This window comes from Leeia aquatica (assembly GCF_012641365.1).
In the GTDB taxonomy this organism is placed as follows: domain Bacteria; phylum Pseudomonadota; class Gammaproteobacteria; order Burkholderiales; family Leeiaceae; genus Leeia; species Leeia aquatica.
The window spans coordinates 1,073,437-1,094,555 of the sequence record NZ_JABAIM010000001.1 but is presented as its reverse complement, the minus strand read 5'-3'; the positions used below and the strand labels follow the sequence as shown (position 1 = coordinate 1,094,555).

Here is a 21,119-nt window from a genome sequence, read left to right as displayed (position 1 = left end):
GGGTGTTCCTCTTCAGTTGGGCCGGGTGCGGCCCGGCATCATGGTTCGGATCAGAATGTCGGTGGCGAGTTGGCCGAAACCACCTCGCAGATGTCATCGCTCAGGTTGCGGAAACGGTGCGGCAGGCTGCTGTCGAAGTAATAAGCGTCACCAGCTTTCAATACGCGGGTTTCTTCACCCACGGTCAGCTCGATTTCGCCCTGCACCACCACGCCACCTTCTTGTCCATCATGGCGCAGCATTTCCACGCCGGTATCCGAGTGCGGTTGGTAGCGTTCGCGCATGATGCACATATTGCGCTCCTTGACGCCGGAACCGACCAGACAGAATTCGATCTTTTCATTGCCCAGATTGGGCAGGCTGTCACCCTCAAAAAACGGGGAGGGCTTGCTCTCGGTCAGCTCAAAGGTAAAGAACTCGGCCAGCGACATGGGCAGGCCTTCCAGTACCTTTTTCAGGGAGGACACCGAGGGACTGACCCGGTTTTGCTCAATCAGCGAAATGGTGCCATTGGTGACGCCCGCCCGTTTGGCCAGTTCGCGCTGGGACAGGCCGTACTTTTCCCGGACGATGCGCAATCGCGTGCTAACCTCAATAGACATGGCTACCTCATTCAGTGTGTAAAATATAATAAACAATAGCCTTGCCAAAGTCTATTTTTTTAAACTAGAATGAGCCGAAATAAAGCAAAAAGTGCTTTAAAAATAAGTTGTTGCGTTGCAGCAAGTGCGTTGAATGTTGTGTAATTTCATCATCATGACACGACATATCAACAATCGCTTGTTGATAAAGTTAAACGGTTGAGTGCGCATGGACTGATCTGGATCAGAGCGGTGCGTGCGTGATGCATCACACAATAGGGCGGGCCGCCTGCTTGGGCGGCCTCCCGCACGGAATACCATCCGGTGGATGGTCTGCCTGACGGGCAGAGGGTGGCAGGTGTTTTCCTCGCGAGAGGGCGTTTGGTCAGGGCGTGTACCCCCGCGCCATGGCCAGATGATCGGTCACCAACGGGCGCATGGCGCGCCGCAGGACTGCAACCCAAGAGTGCGCAGCCTGAAACGACAATACGGAGATAACAGCGATGTTGATTGGCGTACCCAAGGAAATCAAGAATCACGAATACCGCGTGGGCCTGACCCCCGCTGGTACCAAGGAACTGATCCGCAATGGCCATCAGGTGATGGTGCAGCAGAATGCGGGTACCGCCATCGGCTTTGCCGATGACCAGTATGTGGCCGCGGGTGCGCAGATCATCCCGACTGCTGCCGAGATTTTTGCCAAGGCCGACATGATCATCAAGGTCAAGGAGCCGCAGCCGGTGGAATGCCAGATGCTGCGTCCGGGCCAGATCCTCTATACCTACCTGCATCTGGCTCCGGATCCGGAGCAGACCAAGGCGCTGGTGGCCAGTGGCTGCATTGCCATTGCCTATGAAACCGTGACAGACGACCGTGGCGGCCTGCCGCTGCTGGCGCCGATGTCTGAAGTGGCCGGGCGTATGTCCATCCAGGCTGCTGCGCGGGCACTGGAAAAGTCGGCAGGGGGCTCCGGCGTGCTGCTGGGTGGCGTGCCGGGCGTGGCACCGGGCAAGGTGACCGTTATCGGCGGCGGGGTGGTGGGTTTGCACGCCGCACGCATGGCGGCGGGCCTCGGGGCAGAGGTGACCATTCTGGATCGCTCGCTGCCGCGCCTGAAAGAAATCGACAGCGATTTCGGTGGTCGCATCAAGACCCTGTTCTCCACCCAGGATGCCATCGAGCGTGAACTGAAAGAGGCGGACGCCGTGATCGGTGCCGTGCTGATTCCGGGCGCGGCCGCACCGAAGCTGGTCACCCGCGACATGCTCAAGCTGATGAAGCCGGGCTCGGTGCTGGTGGATGTGGCGATTGACCAGGGCGGTTGCTTTGAGACCTCCAAGGCGACCACCCACCAGGAGCCGACCTACGTGGTGGATGGCATCATCCATTATTGCGTGGCCAACATGCCGGGCGGTGTGGCACGGACCTCCACCCAGGCGCTGACCAATGCCACGCTGGGCTACGCTGTTGCGCTGGCCAACAAGGGCTGGAAGCAGGCGCTGCGTGACGACAAACACTTGCGCAACGGCCTGAACGTGGCCGAAGGCAAGGTGACCTACGAAGCCGTGGCCCGCGATCTGGGCTATGCTTATGTGGCCGCAGAAAGTGTGATTGCCTGAGCATGAGGCTGGGGTAAGGGGCGTGGAATTATTCGCTGGATTGCAATAGTCCATTCCCGCTTACCCCCTCCCCGCATTCGCCGCTTTGGCTTACGCTAGGCACGTGTTCCACAGTATCCAGAAATGACCTGACCATGCAGCGCAAACCCGTTGTCGGCATCTGTGCCGATCGCAAAGTTCTCGGCAAGCATCCGTTTCACGCCATCGGTGAGAAATACATCACCGCGGTGATCGAAGGTGCGCATGCGTTTGCTGTGTTGCTGCCTTCGCTGGGCGATGCGCAGTCGATCGAGCAGACGCTGGCGATGGTGGATGGCCTGCTGTTTACCGGTAGCCCGTCGAACGTTGAGCCGCACCACTATGCTGGCGAGCCGAGCGCGCCGGGTACGCTGCACGATCCGCACCGGGATGCCACGACGCTGCCGCTGATCCGTGCCGCATTCGAGGCCGGGGTGCCGGTACTGGGCATTTGCCGTGGCTTTCAGGAAATGAATGTGGTGTTCGGGGGCTCGCTGTACCAGAAGGTGCATGAGCAACCGGGGCGCATGGATCACCGTGAACGCGATGAGGACACGCTGGACGTGCAATATGGCCCGGCACACCCGATCCGGATTGCGCCCGGTGGCCAGCTGCATCGCTGGTTTGGCCAGGACGAGGCGATGGTGAACTCCATCCACAGCCAAGGGGTGGACCGGCTGGGTGAGGGCCTGACCGTGGAAGCCACCGCGCCCGATGGTCTGGTGGAAGCCTTCAGCGTGACAAACGCCCGCAGTTTTGCCTTCGCGGTGCAATGGCACCCGGAGTGGAAGCATGCCAGCAATCCCTTGTCGACCGCGATTTTCAGCGCGTTCGGTGAGGCGTGCCGGCAACGACAGCAGCAACGGTGATCCGAGGCATGGCATTACCCAATCAGCAGTGGCAACGGCTGATTGGGTAATGCAGTCCCGGCAGCCCAGGCTGCCGCATGCCGGACGGTGTGAAAGCAAGCGCCGCATCGGACACCTCTAACCGAAGAGAGAAGAGACATGGACCGCATTACCGAATTCCTGCGAGAGCATCGCATCACTGAGGTGGAGTGTACCGTTCCGGACACCACCGGCATTGCACGCGGCAAGATCATTCCGCGCAGCAAGTTTGAGGCCGGTGAAAACATGCGCCTGCCACAAGCCGTCCTGGTACAGACGGTGACCGGGGAATACCCGGAGGATGCTACCGCCCCGACCGACCCGGACATGATCTGCGTCCCGGACCCGGATACCATCCGGTTGGTGCCGTGGGCCGTCGATCCGACCGCGCAGGTGATTCACGACTGCGTGCATTTTGATGGCTCGCCGGTGGAAATCTCGCCGCGCTACGTGCTGCGCCGTATCCTGAACCTGTACAAGGAAAAGGGCTGGAAGCCGGTGATTGCACCGGAGCTGGAGTTCTACCTGGTCGACATGAACAAAGACCCGGACCTGCCGCTGCAGCCGCCGGTGGGGCGTACTGGCCGCCCGGAGATCGGTCGCCAGGCCTACTCGATCGAAGCGGTGAACGAGTTTGATCCGCTGTTTGAAGACATCTACGAATACTGCGACCTGCAAGAGCTGGAAGTTGATACGCTGATCCACGAAGTGGGCGCCGCGCAGATGGAGATCAACTTCCTGCATGGCGATGCACTGGATCTGGCTGACCGTGTGTTCATGTTCAAGCGCACCGTGCGTGAAGCGGCGCTGCGCCACAATATGTACGCCACTTTCATGGCCAAGCCGATGGAGCATGAGCCGGGCAGCGCCATGCACATGCACCAGAGCATTGTGGATGAGAAGACCGGCAAGAACATCTTTACCGGCGAAGATGGCAAGGAAACCCCGCTGTTCCGCAATTACATCGCTGGTCTGCAAGCTTACATGCCGTCGATGATGCCGATCTTCGCCCCGTTCGTGAACTCCTACCGCCGCCTGTCGCGTTTTACCGCTGCACCGATCAATGTGCAGTGGGGCATCGACAACCGGACCGTGGGCATCCGCGTGCCGAGCTCCAGCCCGGCTGCACGTCGGGTCGAGAACCGGGTGGCAGGGGTGGATTGCAACCCCTACCTGGCGATGGCGGCCACGCTGGCCTGCGGTTACCTCGGCATGACCGAAGGGTTGATCCCGACCGAGCCGCTGACCACCGATGGTTATGACCTGCCGTACGAGCTGCCGCGTAACCTGGAAGAAGCGATGACCCGCATGCAGGTGTGTGAGCCGATTGCCGATGTGCTGGGCCGCCCGTTTGTGAATGCCTACCTGCAGACCAAGGAACTCGAATACGAGACCTTCTTCCGCGTGATCAGCTCGTGGGAGCGCCGCCACCTGTTGCTGCACGTTTAAGACTGCTTTTGTCGTGGGGGCCGCACGACGGCCCCCTTCCCCCTGATGGAGCGTTTGTTATGAGTAACGTTTTCGATCCCCGCCCGGCCACCCACGCTGTGGCTTCCCAGACCCGTGCCGCACGTGCGACCCGTGAATGGCAGCAACTGGACGCTGCCCACCACATCCACCCGTTCTCCGACATGGGCTCGCTGAACAAAGTGGGCAGCCGGGTGATTACCAAGGCAGAAGGCGTCTACCTGTGGGACTCGGACGGTAACAAGATCATCGACGGCATGGCCGGCCTGTGGTGTGTCAACGTCGGCTACGGGCGCAAGGACCTGGCCGAAGCGGCTTATCAGCAGATCCTGGAGCTGCCGTACTACAACACCTTCTTCAAGACCACCCACCCGCCGGTGATCGAGCTGTCGCAACTGCTGGCTGAAGTGACCCCGGCTGGTTTCGAGCACTTCTTCTATTGCAATTCCGGTTCGGAAGGCAACGACACCGTACTGCGCGTGGTGCACCAGTACTGGGCATCGGTCGGCAAGCCGGGCAAGAAATATGTGATCTCCCGCAAGAACGGCTACCACGGCTCCACCATCGCCGGTGCCTCGCTGGGTGGCATGGGCTACATGCACGAGCAAATGCCGTCGCAAGTCTCACACATCGTCCACATCAACCAGCCTTACTGGTTCGGTGAGGGTGGCGACATGACGCCGGAGCAGTTCGGCCTGCAGCGTGCCCAGGAACTGGAAGCCAAGATTCTGGAGCTGGGTGCCGAGAATGTGGCAGCCTTCATTGGCGAGCCGTTCCAGGGCGCAGGCGGCGTGATCTTCCCGCCGTCCACCTACTGGCCGGAAATCCAGCGCATCTGCCGCAAGTACGATGTGCTGCTGTGTGCCGACGAAGTGATCGGTGGCTTTGGCCGTACTGGCGAATGGTTTGCCCATCAGCACTTCGGCTTTGAGCCGGATACCATGACCCTGGCCAAGGGGCTGACCTCCGGTTATGTGCCGATGGGGGCCGTGGCCATCAACCGCCGTATTGCCGATGCGCTGATCGACGGTGGAGACTTCAACCATGGCCTGACCTACTCTGGCCACCCAGTGGCCGCGGCAGTGGCTGTGGCCAACATCCGTGTGCTGCGTGAGGGCGGGGTGATTGATCAGGTCAAGCACGCTACGGGCCCTTATTTCCAGGACACGCTGCGTCAGGCGCTGGACGGCCATCCGCTGATCGGCGAGATTGCCGGTGCAGGTCTGGTGGCGGGCATGCAGCTCACCGAAGACGCCAAGACGCGCAAGCGATTTGCCAATGGCGGCGATATCGGCCTGCAATGCCGTGACCACTGCTTCCGCAACAACCTGATCATGCGCGCCACCGGTGACCGCATGCTGCTGTCGCCGCCGCTGGTGATCAGCAAGGCGGAAATTGACGAGCTGGTTGGCAAAGCCAAACTGTGCCTGGACCTGACCGCCAAGGATCTGGGGCTGCTCTGATACTGTGATGCAACAGCAGTCGACTTGAATATAAGTTCACTGCTTTGACTTCCAACAAGGAGCGAGCGACAATCCCCCGTTGGTCCGCTACTGGCGCGGGCCAACGGGGCGCCGCCAAACCCCTGGCTGCTTGCGTGAGCGAGGGTCAGCGGTTTGTCGGTGCCCGATCCGTCTTTTATTTACTGGAGGGTGGTATGAAACGGGTGTTTACGCCGAAGCGGGTGCTGGTTGCGGTAGCGATGGCGGCAAGTGTGATGGCACATGCTGCTGAAGAAAAGAAACTGAACGTCTACAACTGGAACGACTACATCGCCAAGGACACCATTGCCAACTTCGAAAAGGCAACGGGCAACAAGGTGAAGTACGACCTGTACGACAGCAATGCCACCCTGCAGGCCAAGCTGCTGACTGGCAAATCCGGCTACGATGTGGTGTACCCGAGCCTGGAGTATGCCGGCAAGCAGATCCAGGCAGGCATCTTCCAGCCGCTGGACAAGAGCAAGCTGCCGAACCTGAAGAATATCGACCCGCTGATCCTGAAGGCCATGGAAACGGCGGACCCGGGCAACAAGTTTGCAATCCCGTACATGTGGTTCACCACCGGTGTGGCCATCAATGTCGACAAGGTGCAGAAGGCCCTGGGTGGCAAGCTGCCGGACAATGAATGGGATCTGCTGTTCAACCCGGAAGTGGTGTCCAAGCTGAGCAGCTGCGGCGTGTCACTGATGGATGAGGCGAGCGACGTGGTGCCGGCCGCCATGGTTTACGCGGGCAAGGACACTGCCAAGATGGCCCCGGCGGACATCAAAGCCGCCATCGACAAGATCAAGCCAGCGCGCAAGAGCATCCGTACCTTCAACAGCTCGCCGATTGACCTGATGGCCAAGGGCTCGCTGTGCGCGGCGATGATGTTCTCCGGCGATGCCCACATTGCCATGAACAAGGCGCAAGAGTCCAAGTCCGGCGCCAACATCAAGTACATCATCCCGAAGGTCGGCGCCATGATGTCGATCGATGTGCTGGCCATCCCGAAGGATGCCGGTCATCCGGGCAATGCCCATGCCTGGATCAACACCATGATGGACCCGAAAGTGGTGTCCGTCATCTCCAACGAAACCTTCTACATCAGCGCCAACAAGCAGGCCCTGCCGCTGATGGACAAGAAGCTGACGGACGATCCGACCATCAATGTGCCGGACGCCATGAAGCAGAAGTTGCGCGCCAAACCCGTGCTGTCGAAGGAAGTGCAGCGTGATATGAGCACTGCCTTCAATCAGTTCAAGACCGCCAAGTAAAGGCAGCGCCCGCGGGCCACTTCGGTGGCCCGCGGTACGAACAGGTCAGGGTCGGCTGGTAAAACCATCGGAAGAAGAGACAACAGGAGACCACACCATGCAATACACACTGAGCCGTGCGCTGACCGGGCTTGGCCTGCTGCTGGCATTGTCTGCACAGGCAGCAGAAGAAAAGAAGCTGAACGTATACAACTGGAACGACTACGTCGCCAAGAACACCATCGTTGATTTTGAAAAGGCGACCGGTTACAAACTGAAATACGACCTGTACGACGCCAATGAAACCCTGCAAGCCAAGCTGTTCACCGGTAACAGTGGCTACGATGTGGTGTACCCGAGCGTCGAATTTGCAGGCAAGCAGATCCAGGCCGGCATCTACCGTCAGCTGGACAAAAGCAAGCTGCCGAACCTGAAGAATATTGACCCGTTGATCCTCAAGGCCATGGAAAAGGCTGATCCGGGTAACCAGTACCTGATCCCCTATATGTGGGGTACCACTGCGGTAGCCATCAACACCGACAAGGTGATGAAAGCACTGGGCGGTAAACTGCCGGACAATGCCTGGGATCTGGTGTTCAACCCGGAAGTGACCAGCAAGCTGAAGGGCTGCGGCATTTCCTATATGGATTCGCCTAGCGATCTGGTGCCGATGGCGCTGATCGACCTGGGGCGGGATGCCAACAAGTTTGATGACGAGAGTGTCAATGCCGCTGTGGCGATGCTGAGCAAGGTGCGCAAGAATGTGCGCACCTTCAACAGCTCGCCGATCGACCAGATGGCCAAGGGCTCGCTGTGCGTGGCGATCATGTTCAGTGGGGATGCCTATCAGGCCAAAAAGCGTGCAGAAGAATCCAAGACCGGTGCCAAGGTGCAATACCTGATCCCGAAGAAGGGCACCGTGATGTGGATTGATACCATGGCGCTGCCCAAGGATGGCAAGCATCCGGAAGGGGCCAATCTGTGGCTGAACAGCATGATGGACCCGAAGGTGATCGCGCAGATTTCCGGCGAAACCTTCTATCTGAGTGCCAACAAGGCAGCGCTTGCTTTGACCGATAAAGCCCTGATGAGTGATCCGGCCCTCAACATTCCGGACGATGTCAAAGCCAAACTGGTGGCTAAACAGGTGATTCCCAAGGAAGACCAGCGCCGGCTGACGCTGGGATTTAACCGCTTCAAGACCGCCAAATAATTCAATATGAAGTCGCGGGCAGGGGTGCGCCCTGCCCATAACCGTGTGATGCCTGGTTTACACCGGGGGGTGCCAGCCAGAGAAGCTGGCCAGAGAAGGAGCAGATGGTGACTGAACAAAAACAAGCCAAGCCTGATTACTTGCGTATTGAAGGGGTGGTCAAGCGCTTCGGCCCGACCACCGCGGTCAGCAACGTCAACCTGAACATTCGGCAAAACGAGATTTTTGCCCTGCTGGGCAGCTCGGGTTGCGGCAAGTCCACTTTGCTGCGCATGTTGGCGGGCTTTGAGCAGCCGACCGAAGGTCGCATCATCCTGGATGGCATGGACATGACGGGCGTGCCGGCTTACCGCCGTCCGATCAACATGATGTTCCAGTCCTATGCCCTGTTCCCGCACATGACGGTAGAGCAGAACATTGCCTTTGGCCTGAAGCAGGACAACCCCAAGCCCAGCCGCGACGAGATCAATGATCGTGTCAGCAAGATGCTGGACTTGGTGCAGATGCGCAAATACGCCAATCGCAAGCCGCATCAGCTCTCCGGAGGCCAGCAGCAGCGTGTGGCACTGGCGCGCAGTCTGGCCAAGCAGCCGAAGCTGCTGTTGCTGGATGAGCCGCTGGGCGCGCTGGACAAGAAAATTCGCCAGCAGACCCAGCTGGAACTGGTCAACCTGATCGAGCAAGTGGGCGTCACCTGCATCATGGTGACGCACGATCAGGAGGAGGCGATGACCATGGCCGGACGTATCGGCGTGATGTCGGAGGGGGAGCTGTTGCAAGTGGGTTCACCCACCGAGATCTACGAACACCCGAATTGCCGGTTCACCGCCGAGTTTATTGGCGAGACCAACCTGTTCAAGGGCAATCTGGTGGTGGACGAGCCGTCCTTCTGCGAAATCAAGTCCGCAGACCTGCCGCAAAACCTGCACATCGGCCACGGCATCACCGGGCCGATGGGGATGGACGCCTGGGTGTCGGTGCGGCCAGAGCGGGTGCATCTGACGCGCGAGCAGCCCGGCCAGAATCACAACCTGGCGCAAGGCACGGTCAGTGAAATTGCCTACCTTGGCAGTTTCTCGATCTTCCATGTCAAGCTGGCGTCGGGCCGGGTGGTGACGGCCACCGTGCCGTCCTCGCACTGGAAGGACAGCACGCCGCCAACCTGGGGCGACACCGTCTGGGTGTCGTGGAGTGATGAAGCCGGAGTGGTGCTGACGCAATGAAAACCAAAGCCGCCAAAAAGCCGCTGTTTTTCCTGCGCGGCGCCTTCTGGGTGGGCAGCATACCGTGGTTGTGGATGCTGTTCTTTTTCCTGTTACCGTTTTTGCTGATTCTCAACGTCAGCTTTTCCACCTCGGACCTCAGCATTCCGCCGTACAAATCGGCGGTGCAGGGCAGCTGGGAGGAGAAGCACGTCAGCTTCAAGGCCGACACCAGCAGTTTTGATCGCATGATCACCGAGGTGAAGACCCTGGGGCAGGAAGACAGCGATCCACAGTACCTGCGCGCGTACTGGAATTCGCTCAAGCTGGCCGGGATGACCACCATTCTCTGCCTGCTGATTGGTTACCCCTTTGCCTATCACATTGCCCGTTCCGGCGAGGCCACGCGCAATACCCTGCTGATGCTGGTGATGCTGCCATTCTGGACATCCTTCCTGCTACGGGTATTTGCCTGGATGGGCCTGCTGGACAGCAGCGAAGTGGGGCTGATCAACCAGCTGCTGCTGGGGCTGCACCTGATCGACGAGCCGCTGCAATTGCTCTACAACGAGTGGGCGGTGCTGGTGGGCATGGTGTACAGCTATCTGCCCTTCATGGTGCTGCCGCTGTTCTCGCATCTGGTGAAGCTGGATGGCCGCCTGCTGGAAGCCGCCAGCGATCTGGGTGCCAAACCGTGGAAGACCTTTGTGGCCATCACGCTGCCGCTGTCGATGGGCGGCATCATTGCCGGCTCGATGATGGTGTTCATCCCGGCGGTGGGTGAGTTCGTGATCCCGGACCTGCTGGGGGGCGGCGATGTGCTGATGATCGGCAAGAAGATCTGGGAAGACTTCGGTCCGAACCAGGATTGGCCGATGGCGTCTGCCGTGGCAGTGGTGATGGTGTTGTTGCTGATTGTGCCCATCATGGTCTTCCACAAGTATGAGCAGCGTGAACTGGAGGGCAAGTGATGAGTAACCGCATGAGTTGGGGCGCTCGCAGCTATTTGCTGTTCGGCTTTGCCTTCCTCTATCTGCCTATCCTCTGCCTGATGGTGTTCTCTTTCACCGGAGGCGAGATTACCACCCAGTTTGCCGGCTTCTCCACCCGCTGGTATGTTGAGCTGTGGAATGACGACGAAATCCAGTCGGCGGTCAAACTGTCGCTGAAGATCGGTATCGCGGCAGCTTCGGCTGCGGTGGTGCTGGGCACCTTGTCGGGTCTGGTGCTGGCACGCTTCAAGCGCTATGCCGGCAGCGGCTTCTTTGCCGGCATGACCACGGCGCCGATGGTGATGCCGGAGGTGATTGTGGGCCTGTCGCTGGTGTTGCTGTTTACCAACCAGACCATGAACGACTTGCTGCCGTGGCTGGCCGGGCGCGGGGTGACCGCCATCTGGGCCGCACACACCACCCTGTGTACCGCCTATGTGGCAGTGCTGGTGCAGTCCCGTCTGCGGGAAATGGACCGCTCGCTGGAAGACGCGGCGATGGATCTGGGGTGTCACCCGTTCAAGGTGTTCTTCCTGATCACCATCCCGGTCATCGCCCCGGCGCTGGTGTCCGGCTGGTTGCTGTCCTTCACCCTGTCGATGGATGACTTCGTGCTGTCCTCCATGCTGAGTGATCCGGGCGCCACCACCTTGCCGGTGCTGGTGTTTGCCCGCCTGCACCACGGTCTGAAACCGGAAATCAATGCGTTGGCCACCGTAATCGTGGTGCTGGTGTCGATTGCGGTGATTGTGGCCAACCGGGTGATGTGGCGCGCGCAGAAGCGCCGCGAGCAGGCGATTGCTGCCGCCATGGCTGCAAGCGGCCAGTCTCACTGACCTGAAGCCCCCGCTGACCCGCGGGGGCTGAACTTCCATCTTGTATACCGTCACCCTGCAGTAGATTGGCAGGGAAGGGGGCGCTCATGTTTGACATTGCCAGTCAGGAGCATATTGACTCCTGGTACGCAGCCACGGCCAACGACCGTCAGACCCGTCCACGTCTGCAGGGAAAGCTCAAGGCCGATGTCTGTGTGATTGGTGCCGGGCTGACCGGGATCTCAACTGCACTCAACCTCGCCGAGCGAGGCTACTCGGTGGTGGTACTGGAAGCCGCTCGGGTTGGCTGGGCCGCCAGTGGTCGTAATGGCGGCCAGATGATCTATGGTTTTGCCTGCGGCATGGATACCTTCGCCAAGGACATGCCGGATGCTGATGTGCAGCGCATGTGGCAAATGGGGCAGTACTCGCTGGAGATCATCAAGCAGCGGGTCGCACGGCACCAGATCGACTGTGACCTGACCTTGGGCTACCTCACCGCCGCCAACAAGCCTCGCCATGTAGCGGAGCTGAAAGACTGGCAGCAGGAAGCGGCGGACCGCTATGGTTACCACGATTTTCGTTATGTCGAAGCCGGGCAGATGGGCGAGCATATCCAGTCCAGCCGCTATGTGGGGGGCCTGTACGACCCGGACAGCGGCCACCTGCACCCGCTCAATTACACGCTGGGTCTGGCACGCGCGGCGGAAGCCGCTGGTGCGCAGTTGTTTGAGCACAGCATGGTGACGGATCTCACCTTGTCGCCCCAGGCCAGTGGCCGCCACACAGTCAAGACCGCAGAGGGCGAAGTCGATGCCGGGCACGTGGTGCTGGCCTGCAATGCCTATCTGGACAAGCTGGCGCCAAAGCTGCGGGCCAAGATCATGCCAGTCGGCACCTATGTGATCGCCACCGAACCGCTGGGCGAGGAACGTGCCCAGGCGCTGATCCCCTCCAATGTGGCGATTTGCGACAGCCGCTTCGTGCTGGATTATTTCCGTCGTACTTCGGATCACCGCATGCTGTGGGGCGGCAAGGTCAGCTACTCCACCTTCCAGCCGTACAATCTGGCGGAAGCCATGCGGGCCGACATGCTCAAGGTGTTCCCGCAGCTGGCGGACGTGAAGGTGACCCATGCCTGGGGCGGCTTTGTCGACATCACCATGAGCCGGGCCCCACACTTTGGCCGCCTGACGCCCACCGTGTATTTTGCACAGGGCTTCTCCGGACATGGGGTCAACATCACTGGTCTGGCAGGGGAACTGATGGCGGAAGCCATTGCCGGGCAGTCCGAGCGCTTTGATCTTTACGGCAAGCTCAAGCACCATGATTTCCCCGGCGGCAAGCTGCTGCGCACCCCGGCACTGGTGCTGGCCATGATGTATTACCGCCTCAAGGATTACCTGTGAGGTTGGACCGGCGGGGCGGGGGAGGGCATCCCCATGGCCCCGGCCGAACGCCCGGCTTGAGCAGGGTCAATCGTACAGGCTAAGTCCCTTATTTGATTGATAAAAGGGCTTGCCCCGGGGGCGGATTTGGGCCACAATCCGCCCTCTTTTATTTATTTGCTCATTAACACTTCCGCCCTTTCTCGCTGGCGAGACACGGCTGGTCCTTCGAACTCTGGGGGTCTTGGTTTATGTCCGACTTGGCGCATGCTGCGCAGCTGCAAGCATTTGGCTCGCAACTTCCTGTTTATACCTATTTTGATGCCACGTTCTACGAGCAGGAGCAACAGCGCCTGTTTCAGAATGGTCCCCAGTACTATGGTCACCGCAGCATGGTGGCCAACCCCGGCGATTACTACACGCTGGGCTGGATGGACCATGGCAAGATGCTGGTGCACCGCCCGGAAGGCGGCTTTCACCTGCTTTCCAACGTTTGCCGACACCGCCAGGCGCTGATGCTGCGCGGGCGCGGCAATAGCCCGAACGTGGTCTGCCCGCTGCATCGCTGGACCTACGACCACGATGGCCAGCTGCTGGGTGCACCCCACTTTCCCGGCAACCCCTGCCTGCACCTCGGCAAGACCGAGCTGCAGGAGTGGAATGGCCTGCTGTTCGGGCAGAACCGTGCGGTGGCAGATGATCTGGCGCGACTGGGCTGCAAGGCCGATCTGGACCTGAGCGATTTTCATCTGGCGCGGGTTGAAACCACCGAGTACGCCTTCAACTGGAAGACCTTCATCGAGGTCTATCTGGAAGACTACCACGTCGACCCTTTCCATCCTGGCCTCGGGCAGTTCGTCAACTGTGCCGACCTGCGCTGGGAATTTGGCGAGCACTACAGTGTGCAGACGGTGGGGCCAAAGAACGACCTCGCCCGGCCCGGCTCAGCGGTATACCGTGCCTGGCACGAGCAGGCGCTGGGCTTCAACCAGGGGCAAACCCCGAAGTACGGTGCCATCTGGCTGACCTACTACCCCAATCTGATGATCGAGTGGTATCCGCACACCCTGGTGGTCAGTGCCGTGCTGCCGAAAGGCCCGGAGCACTGCACCGTGCTCACCGAGTTCTACTACCCGGAAGAAGTGGTGCTGTTCGAGCCCGAATTGATGGCCGCCGAGCAAGCCGCCTACTTTGAAACCGCCAAAGAGGACGACGACATCTGCGAGCGCATGCACGAAGGCCGCCGCGCCCTCTACCTGCGTGGCGACAATGAAGTCGGCCCCTACCAGTCACCAATGGAAGACGGCATGCGCCATTTTCACGAATGGCTGCGGCGGCAGATGGGGGATATCCGGGTGTGAGCGGCAGCTGGCACGAGGCGGTAGATCACGGCCTCGTGTTTTATATGCAGTCGTACCCTAAATGATTTTTGCCTCTTTCCGAAAGAAATTTTCTTTATTGTTGCATATTATCGCGGCTTGATTGATTGTGTGGTGGCGGCACGTGTACCTAATTACTGCCGGAGGCATGCTTGAACTTATTAATGTATTTGGAAGGGCAGTATATCAGCAATAAATTATTCACGTTATTTTCGTGATTATAAATTCTCAGCGGAGAAAATGGCATGAAGAGGGCGGTATGTGTTTTATTAATGTCACTGATCCTAACTTGCCCTGTAAAAGCCAATATAAAGATTTCTCCCCCCGCGCCAGGAGTATTGGCAATTGATCCGAGAAACTGCAGAACGGGTGACAAAGGTTTCATCTACTGGGCAGCAGCGGATCAGGTATTCCGCTTTAAGTATAAAGCAGATGAGCCGATCTACCCTGTTGATGATTTTATGAATGATTGGCAAAAGGGTAAATATCTACCAGCGCCGGACCCGAGGGAGCCGAAGGGATGTTATGGAAATCCCATCCGATTTGTTTCAGTGCCTTATATATACTCTTTTGAAGAGACGCTGTTCAAGAAAATAGCAGGACGGGATTTTGTTACAGAGTCGACAGGAGTTCATCAGTACGATGCTATTCCACAGCGAAATCTCAATGGGGATTCTTATAAGGATCTTTTTAAGAAAGCATATTCAGAGAGTAAGCAATGCTGGAGGCGCGCATCTGGAATTTATGAGTGTTTGCGTGAAAGCGGCTTGGCTGCGAAGAATAACTACGAGACAAGTCGATATTATAAAATAGACCGAAGATTTTTAACAGATGGGCATGCTGCTGAGGATGTCTATTTACGATTCAAGTATGATTTGGCAGCTGCCCGCCTAGAAGACGGCTCTTATAATGGGAAGCATATCGAAAGTACAATAGATTTATTCGGGGTCGTGCGCTTGAAGAGTAGCTTTCGACTTTTTTCCCGTGAAATTGACCTGCTTATCCCATACTACCGAGGTTTGGTTGGGTATGTTGAACAAGCACATGTATCAAATTATAACTGGAAGTAGCCCGCGTAGGGCGCAATAACCGAAGGGCATTGCGCCGCCCCAGCTAATACGGGTCAGATGGCTTCGTCTGCTTGCGCTTGACCCAGCGCGAGCGGAGCTGCCGTAGCAGCAGAGTGACCAGCAGGGCTGCCCCTCCCCCCAGGATGGCATAGACGGCTGCGGTGAGGCTGAGGGCGGGCCAGCTGAGGCTGGTGAGGCCGACATGGGCATCCAGCTCAGCCGTATCGGCCCAGCTGACCAGCGCATTCCAGAGTGCAAACAAGATGCCAGCTACGGCACCCAGCAGGAAGCTGATACGTTTCATCGGGTAGCCTGTCGCGGTCTGGTGTGTGGGTTCAGACTGTGCGGTCCCCCAAGGGTTCCACTCCGCGCTGTTCTGCCCGAACTATCCAGCTCAGGCCTGCGCTGTTTGCGCTGTCATGGTTTACATTGTGCCAGACTGTACCGGGAGCACCTACGCTGGCCAGCCTATAATGATTCGCTTTCTGCCAACAAGGTCATTCACGTGCAGCACCGTTCATGGTTGGATTTGGGGGCTACGCAGCGCGGGGCGCTCTGGATGTTGCTGGCGTCGCTGGGGTTCGCCGGTATGGGGGCGTTGGTCAAGCTGGGCAGTGAGCATCATTTCTCGGCGGCGGAGCTGGTGTTCTACCGTTCCTTACTGAGCTTGTTGATGGTGTACGCGCTGATTGTGTGGCGCAAGCAGAGTCTGCGCACCCAGTATGTGCGCGCCCATGTGCAGCGCTCGCTGGCTGGGACTGCTGCACTGATGACCTCGTTCTATACCCTGTCCCGCCTGCCGCTGGCCACCGCCAGCACCTTGCAATACACCTCGGCCCTGTTTCTGGCCCTGCTCACCGTTGTGGTGTACCGCAAGCGGCCGCCGCTGCCGGTGCTGCTGGCCATCGGGCTGGGTTTCCTCGGGGTGGTCAGCCTGCTCAAACCCACCTTCTCCAGCCAGAACCTGTCTGCCGCGCTGGTGGGGCTGCTGTCCGGTTTGCTGGCGGCACTGGCGTATGTGAATGTGAAGACTTTGGGCAAACTGGGGGAGCCCGGCTGGCGGGTGGTGTTCTATTTCACCCTGACCGCCACACTGGCCGCAGGCGGGCTGATGCTGTTTGACCATTTCCATACCATTGATGCCCGTGGGGCTCTGATCCTGCTGGGCCTGGGGGCCACCGGCACCTTGGGGCAGACTGCGCTGACACACGCCTATCGACAGGGCAAGACGCTGGTGGTGGCGAGCCTCTCCTACGCAACGGTGCTGCTTTCGGCCCTGCTGGGCTGGTGCATCTGGGGTAATGGTCTGGACCTGTGGTCGGGCCTGGGCATGCTGCTGGTGGTGGGGAGCGGGGTGCTCAGCGTGCTGGGTTCGCGGGAGGACTGAAGGGCAGGGCGCGCATGGCTGGGCAAATCGTCGGTGAAATGTAACATTCTGTTGACGGTGTGCCATTCAGGCTCTGCTACAGTTAAACTGACACGCGCCCAGGCGTGGATAACCGCCCAAAGGAGGCTGCTATGATCTCCATCCAGCAAGAAGATGACTTGGTAGTCGCTGCCGTGCTCGGCCAGTTTACGCTGGACGATTACAAGCAGTTTGAAGACCACGTCCGCTACAGCGTGAAGTTCAAAGGGGTGGCCAACCTGCTGTTCGATTTTCGCGACATGCTGGGCTACAGCGTGGATGTGGTTTGGGAAGAATTACGCTTCACCCGCGAGAATGCCCCGAATTTTGGCCGGATTGCCATGGTCAGCGACAACCAGTGGCTCAATTGGCTGGCAGGCATGCAAAGCCTGCTGGTGCCAACCAATCTGGCCATCTTTTCCGATTATGATGAAGCCAAAGCATGGGTGACCAGCAGTGACGATGAGCTGGTCTGACCCCAGGAACCGGATGACATGCTGGGAAAACTGAAATCCTTGTTGGGCGGAGGCGGTGGGCCGCTGACCTCGGCTGCAGGTGCCGCCTCTTGGTTCAAAGGGCTGGCGGAGGTGGATGCCCCGGCACGGCTGGCGCGCTATGTGGCCTTGGTCGCCCCGGACCAGCCCTTGCCGGAGGTGGATGCGGGTCATGAGGCCGCCATCCTGTGGCTGGATGAACAGCTCTCACCCGCCTTCCGCTTTGTGCGTGAGCACTATGTGCAGAACCCACGCATGCCAAAGCCGATGGAAGAGGCAGCGTGGAATGCCATTCATCGCTTTGCTGAAACACAAATCCGGGTACTGTTGCGGCTGATCCAGGCTGAGCGCTATGAAGAGCAGACACCGGCCTCGCGTGCCTTGCTGCTGGTGCTGGTGCTGCGCTATGTGGCGGTACTCGCCAAATGGCGCTATTTTCGCTTTGAGCCTTTGCCAGCACCGCATTGGCTGACCGCTCACCAGATGCAGCGCTTGGCGGAGATGGCCGATATTGAAGCCCTGCCGGTGACGCTGTATCCGAATGTGGCCCCCGATGTCAGCTCCTGCACCGATGAATACCTGCAACTGCTGCTGCTGGGCACCGTCAGCGCCAGCGGCTTCGGGGTCCGCCAGCTGGACATGGTTGACCAGTGGCTGCATGTGTGGAGCAAGGGCATTGGTCTGGATCGGCGCTTTGTCGCCGAGCGGCATCACTATGCGGTGGATCTGGGCAAGTCGGAGGGTGCGGAGCGGATTGCGGAGGCGCAGGAGAGCAGCAGCGTTCGCTATATCGACAGTCGCGAGCTGCTGCAGCAGGTCGATGCCGTTCGGCAGGCCTTGCGCAACGGCGAAACCGCGCGTGCCGACATGCCGGACAGCATCCGCTTGCCGGGTGCCCAAGAGTTATTGAATCAGCTCTATGGCTACTGGGCCAATACCGTTGCCGCCAAGAAGCGTGATACCGAGCGCAAGCAGGTCAACAAGCTGCTGGATGTGGCGCTGGGCTTCAAGCGGGTGGCTGCGCTGATCAAGTCAGACAATATTGCCCAGCAAGGTGGGCCGCAGACCGTCGATGTGGACTACGACGAGATGCTGGACATGCGTTTGTATGGCTTTGTGTCGCAGCGAACCCGCGAGAAGCAGGCGGCGGCAACCCGGCTGAGCGTTGAAGCCGCCAAGGAAGACATTCCGTTTGAATCATGGCTGGTACAAAACGAAAGTGCGGGCGGCTTTGGTGCCGTGCTGCCGTTCACCCGTGAAGGTGATGACCTGCGACCGGGCGGTCTGTTGGCGGTGCGGATTGATGATGACGATAACTGGCACGTTGCCCTGTTGCGGCGGGTGCAGCTGCGTGAGAACAAGCAGTTCTACGTCGGCATCCAGGTACTGGGGCTGGACCCGCTGGTGGCAACCTATCGGGAAGACCAGGCCCACCATGTTCCGCATGCCGGGCGTGAGGGGGTGATCGCCGTTGATGTGCGTGCCCCCAAACCGGTGATTTATGTCGATATCGGCATTGACGGGCAACCCACCCGCAGCCTGATCCTGCAAGCGGAAGACTTTGCCGTGGGCAAGCAGCTGGACCTGCATCTGGAAGGCAAAACTTACCCGGTGACCCTGCTCCGGGTGATCGAAAAGGGGCTGGACTGGGTGTGGGCAGAGGTGCGCTCTGCCATAGGTGGCTGAACGCAGCCAAGATCGGGATCGACAAGGGCGGCTGCGTGCCGCCCTTGTTATTGGGGCTTACTCGCGACGGCGGAAATCGCGCAAGCGGAAACCGAGCGCAAACAGGGTGGCAAAGTAGCTGAGGCCACCGGCACACACCAGCAGCAGCAAATGCCCGGCCTTGGTCAGGGTGTGGCCATGGCGCCAGGTATCATGAGACCCGCGCAGCAGCCACAACACGCCTGCCATGACCACGCAGGCACATACCAGTTTCAGCAGAAAGCGCAGCCAGCCCGTGGCAGGCTGGTAGCTGCCGCCGCGCAGCAGGTAGTACAGCAAGAGACCCGCGTTCATGCAGGAGCCCAGACTCAATGCAATCGCCAGCCCGACATGGCCATAGCCCCAGCGGGCGAAGGGCAGCATCAGTCCCAGATTGAGCAGCTGGGTGGTGACCAGCACGGCAATGCCGATCTTGACCGGCGTCTTGATATTTTGCCGGGCATAGAAACCGGGAGCGAGTACCTTGACCATGATGAAGCCAATGATGCCAAAGGCGTAAGCCATCAGCGCCGGTTCGGTCATCATCACATCGTGCCAGGTGTAGCGTCCGCCCAAGTACAAGGTGCCCAGCAGCGGGGCTGCCAGCAAAGTGAGACCCACTGCGGCGGGGAGCGCCAGCAGCAGCGACAGGCGCAAGCCCCAGTCCAGCAGGGCGCTGTAAGCGGTTTCATCCTTGCCTGCGGCATGGCGCGACAGCGAAGGCAGCAAGACGGTCCCGAGTGCGACGCCCAGCAGGCCATTGGGCAATTCCATCAGCCGCTCGGCGTTAAACATCCAGGTGACGCTGCCACTGGGCAGGTAGGATGCAAACAGGGTATTGATCAGCAGGCTGATCTGGGCAATGGACACGCCGAAGATGGCGGGGCCCATCAGCTTGAGGATACGGCGGACTGCGGGGTCTTTCCAAGAGGGGATCGGACGCGGCAACATGCCTAGCTTCATCAGCCAGGGCAGCTGAAAACCCAGCTGCAGTATACCGCCAAGCAGTACGCCTATCGCCAGCGCCAGAATGGGTTTGCTGATGTAGGGAGCGACAAACACGGTGGCCACAATCATCGCGACATTCAGCAGGGTAGGGGTGAAGGCCGGAATGGAAAACTGGTTGTAGGCGTTGAGGATGCTGCTGGCCAGTGAGGTCAGCGAGATCAGCAGGATATAGGGAAACAGCCAGCGCAGCAGGGTGACGGTTAGCTCAAAGCGGTCTGGCGTAGCGGTAAAGCCGGAGGCCGTCAGCCACACCACCCAGGGGGCGGCCAGTACGCCCAGCACAGTGACGATCAGCAAGGTCAGCCCCAGCACGCCGGTGACATGATCGAGCAAGGTACGGGTTTCCGCTTCGCTGCGGTTGCGGCGGTATTCGGCCAGTACCGGGACAAAAGCTTGCGAGAAGGCACCTTCGGCAAAGGTGCGGCGCAGCAGGTTGGGAATCTTGAATGCAGTCCAGAACGCATCGGTTGCCGCGCTGACACCAAAAATTCGGGCAATGGCGGCATCACGTACCAGACCGAGGATGCGGGAGATCAGGGTCATGCCACTGACGGTAAAAACGGTACGCAACAGGTTCAAGGATTTATTGGACATGAGTCAGCAGACCGAGGCTGGGGCGTTGGCATTCAGGGGCGGGAACACACCTTGGAGCAGGTGTTGTATTCTCGCTGCGCCCGGTGGAGGTTCGTTGGCAGCAAATCATACGCGAAACTTGCTTTTTGGGCGAGAAAACCGTATAGTCCCCCAATTGTTCCGTACCACTTACTACAAGCGAATTTTAAGGAGTTTCCATGGCAAATAGCGCCCAGGCCCGTAAGCGTGCGCGTCAGGCCGAACAAGCTCGCCAGCACAATGCAAGCCAGCGTTCCATGCTGCGCACGGCCGTGAAGAAGGTGCGCAAGGCCATCGACGCAGGTGACAAGGCTGCTGCTCAAGGTGTGTTCCAGGCTTCGATGAGCGTGATCGACCGTATTGCGGACAAGAACATTGTCCACAAGAACACGGCATCCCGTTACAAGAGCCGCCTGTCCGCTGCCATCAAGGCAATGGCAGTTGCTGCCTGAGCAGGTTACTGCTCCGAAAAAAGCCACCGCATGCGGTGGCTTTTTTATTGTGCAGCCCGCCCGGAAGGGCGGTCTG

Annotated in this window: 19 protein-coding genes; 16 read left to right on the top strand and 3 right to left on the bottom strand. The window is 59.3% G+C overall.

Annotated elements, in window-relative coordinates; translation table 11 throughout:
• Nucleotides 1–50: 50 nt before the first annotated feature.
• Nucleotides 51–602, bottom strand: a complete 552-nt coding sequence (locus tag HF682_RS05645; protein ID WP_168876238.1) for a cupin domain-containing protein — start codon at nt 600–602, stop codon at nt 51–53.
• Between the two features lie 482 nt (nt 603–1,084).
• Between HF682_RS05645 and ald the strand changes: the two genes are divergently transcribed.
• From ald to HF682_RS05585, 12 genes are all read left to right on the top strand, one after another.
• On the top strand, nt 1,085–2,200 hold the full coding sequence (ald, locus tag HF682_RS05640; RefSeq protein ID WP_168876237.1) for an alanine dehydrogenase: 1,116 nt from the start codon (nt 1,085–1,087) through the stop codon (nt 2,198–2,200).
• A 134-nt stretch (nt 2,201–2,334) separates the two neighbouring features.
• Nucleotides 2,335–3,087 (top strand): gamma-glutamyl-gamma-aminobutyrate hydrolase family protein, encoded by a 753-nt coding sequence (locus HF682_RS05635; protein ID WP_168876236.1) that lies wholly within the window; start codon nt 2,335–2,337, stop codon nt 3,085–3,087.
• Between the two features lie 138 nt (nt 3,088–3,225).
• A complete protein-coding gene (locus HF682_RS05630; RefSeq protein WP_168876235.1) occupies nt 3,226–4,554 on the top strand; it encodes a glutamine synthetase family protein in 1,329 nt (442 codons plus the stop codon).
• 59 nt (nt 4,555–4,613) lie between these two features.
• Entirely contained in the window at nt 4,614–6,035 is a 1,422-nt protein-coding gene (locus tag HF682_RS05625; RefSeq protein WP_168876234.1) for an aspartate aminotransferase family protein, read from the top strand.
• Nucleotides 6,036–6,229: 194 nt separating this feature from the next.
• Nucleotides 6,230–7,330, top strand: coding sequence for a polyamine ABC transporter substrate-binding protein (locus HF682_RS05620; protein WP_240947051.1), 1,101 nt, complete (start codon nt 6,230–6,232; stop codon nt 7,328–7,330).
• Between the two features lie 97 nt (nt 7,331–7,427).
• Nucleotides 7,428–8,522, top strand: a complete 1,095-nt coding sequence (locus HF682_RS05615; protein WP_168876233.1) for a polyamine ABC transporter substrate-binding protein — start codon at nt 7,428–7,430, stop codon at nt 8,520–8,522.
• Between the two features lie 104 nt (nt 8,523–8,626).
• Complete coding sequence (locus HF682_RS05610) at nt 8,627–9,745, top strand: ABC transporter ATP-binding protein (RefSeq protein ID WP_168876232.1); 1,119 nt, start codon at nt 8,627–8,629, stop codon at nt 9,743–9,745.
• Nucleotides 9,742–10,695, top strand: a complete 954-nt coding sequence (locus tag HF682_RS05605; protein ID WP_168876231.1) for an ABC transporter permease — start codon at nt 9,742–9,744, stop codon at nt 10,693–10,695. Before HF682_RS05610 ends, HF682_RS05605 begins: the two co-directional genes overlap by 4 nt.
• 11 nt (nt 10,696–10,706) lie before the next feature.
• Nucleotides 10,707–11,552, top strand: a complete 846-nt coding sequence (locus HF682_RS05600; protein ID WP_205881910.1) for an ABC transporter permease subunit — start codon at nt 10,707–10,709, stop codon at nt 11,550–11,552.
• A gap of 86 nt (nt 11,553–11,638) precedes the next feature.
• Nucleotides 11,639–12,940 carry an NAD(P)/FAD-dependent oxidoreductase gene (locus HF682_RS05595; RefSeq protein ID WP_168876229.1) on the top strand — a complete coding sequence of 434 codons (1,302 nt, stop codon included), beginning with the start codon at nt 11,639–11,641 and terminating at the stop codon, nt 12,938–12,940.
• Nucleotides 12,941–13,170: 230 nt separating this feature from the next.
• Nucleotides 13,171–14,280 (top strand): aromatic ring-hydroxylating oxygenase subunit alpha, encoded by a 1,110-nt coding sequence (locus HF682_RS05590; protein ID WP_168876228.1) that lies wholly within the window; start codon nt 13,171–13,173, stop codon nt 14,278–14,280.
• Nucleotides 14,281–14,543: 263 nt separating this feature from the next.
• On the top strand, nt 14,544–15,368 hold the full coding sequence (locus HF682_RS05585) for a hypothetical protein (protein ID WP_168876227.1): 825 nt from the start codon (nt 14,544–14,546) through the stop codon (nt 15,366–15,368).
• A 43-nt stretch (nt 15,369–15,411) separates the two neighbouring features.
• On the opposite strand, the gene HF682_RS05580 is transcribed toward HF682_RS05585, so the two are convergent.
• Nucleotides 15,412–15,672: a hypothetical protein gene (locus HF682_RS05580; protein ID WP_168876226.1), complete on the bottom strand. Its 261-nt coding sequence runs from the start codon at nt 15,670–15,672 to the stop codon at nt 15,412–15,414.
• A 201-nt stretch (nt 15,673–15,873) separates the two neighbouring features.
• Here HF682_RS05580 and HF682_RS05575 point away from each other — a divergent pair, with 201 nt between their 5' ends.
• From HF682_RS05575 to HF682_RS05565, 3 genes are all read left to right on the top strand, one after another.
• Nucleotides 15,874–16,755, top strand: a complete 882-nt coding sequence (locus HF682_RS05575) for a DMT family transporter (protein ID WP_308418699.1) — start codon at nt 15,874–15,876, stop codon at nt 16,753–16,755.
• A gap of 131 nt (nt 16,756–16,886) precedes the next feature.
• A complete protein-coding gene (locus HF682_RS05570; protein WP_168876225.1) occupies nt 16,887–17,249 on the top strand; it encodes a SpoIIAA family protein in 363 nt (120 codons plus the stop codon).
• An 18-nt stretch (nt 17,250–17,267) separates the two neighbouring features.
• On the top strand, nt 17,268–18,953 hold the full coding sequence (locus HF682_RS05565; protein ID WP_168876224.1) for a cyclic-di-GMP receptor FimW-related protein: 1,686 nt from the start codon (nt 17,268–17,270) through the stop codon (nt 18,951–18,953).
• Between the two features lie 57 nt (nt 18,954–19,010).
• Here the strand turns inward: HF682_RS05565 and murJ are convergent, their stop codons facing one another.
• On the bottom strand, nt 19,011–20,558 hold the full coding sequence (gene murJ, locus HF682_RS05560; protein WP_168876923.1) for a murein biosynthesis integral membrane protein MurJ: 1,548 nt from the start codon (nt 20,556–20,558) through the stop codon (nt 19,011–19,013).
• A gap of 212 nt (nt 20,559–20,770) precedes the next feature.
• Between murJ and rpsT the strand changes: the two genes are divergently transcribed.
• A complete protein-coding gene (rpsT, locus tag HF682_RS05555) occupies nt 20,771–21,043 on the top strand; it encodes a 30S ribosomal protein S20 (RefSeq protein ID WP_168876223.1) in 273 nt (90 codons plus the stop codon).
• Nucleotides 21,044–21,119: the final 76 nt, after the last annotated feature.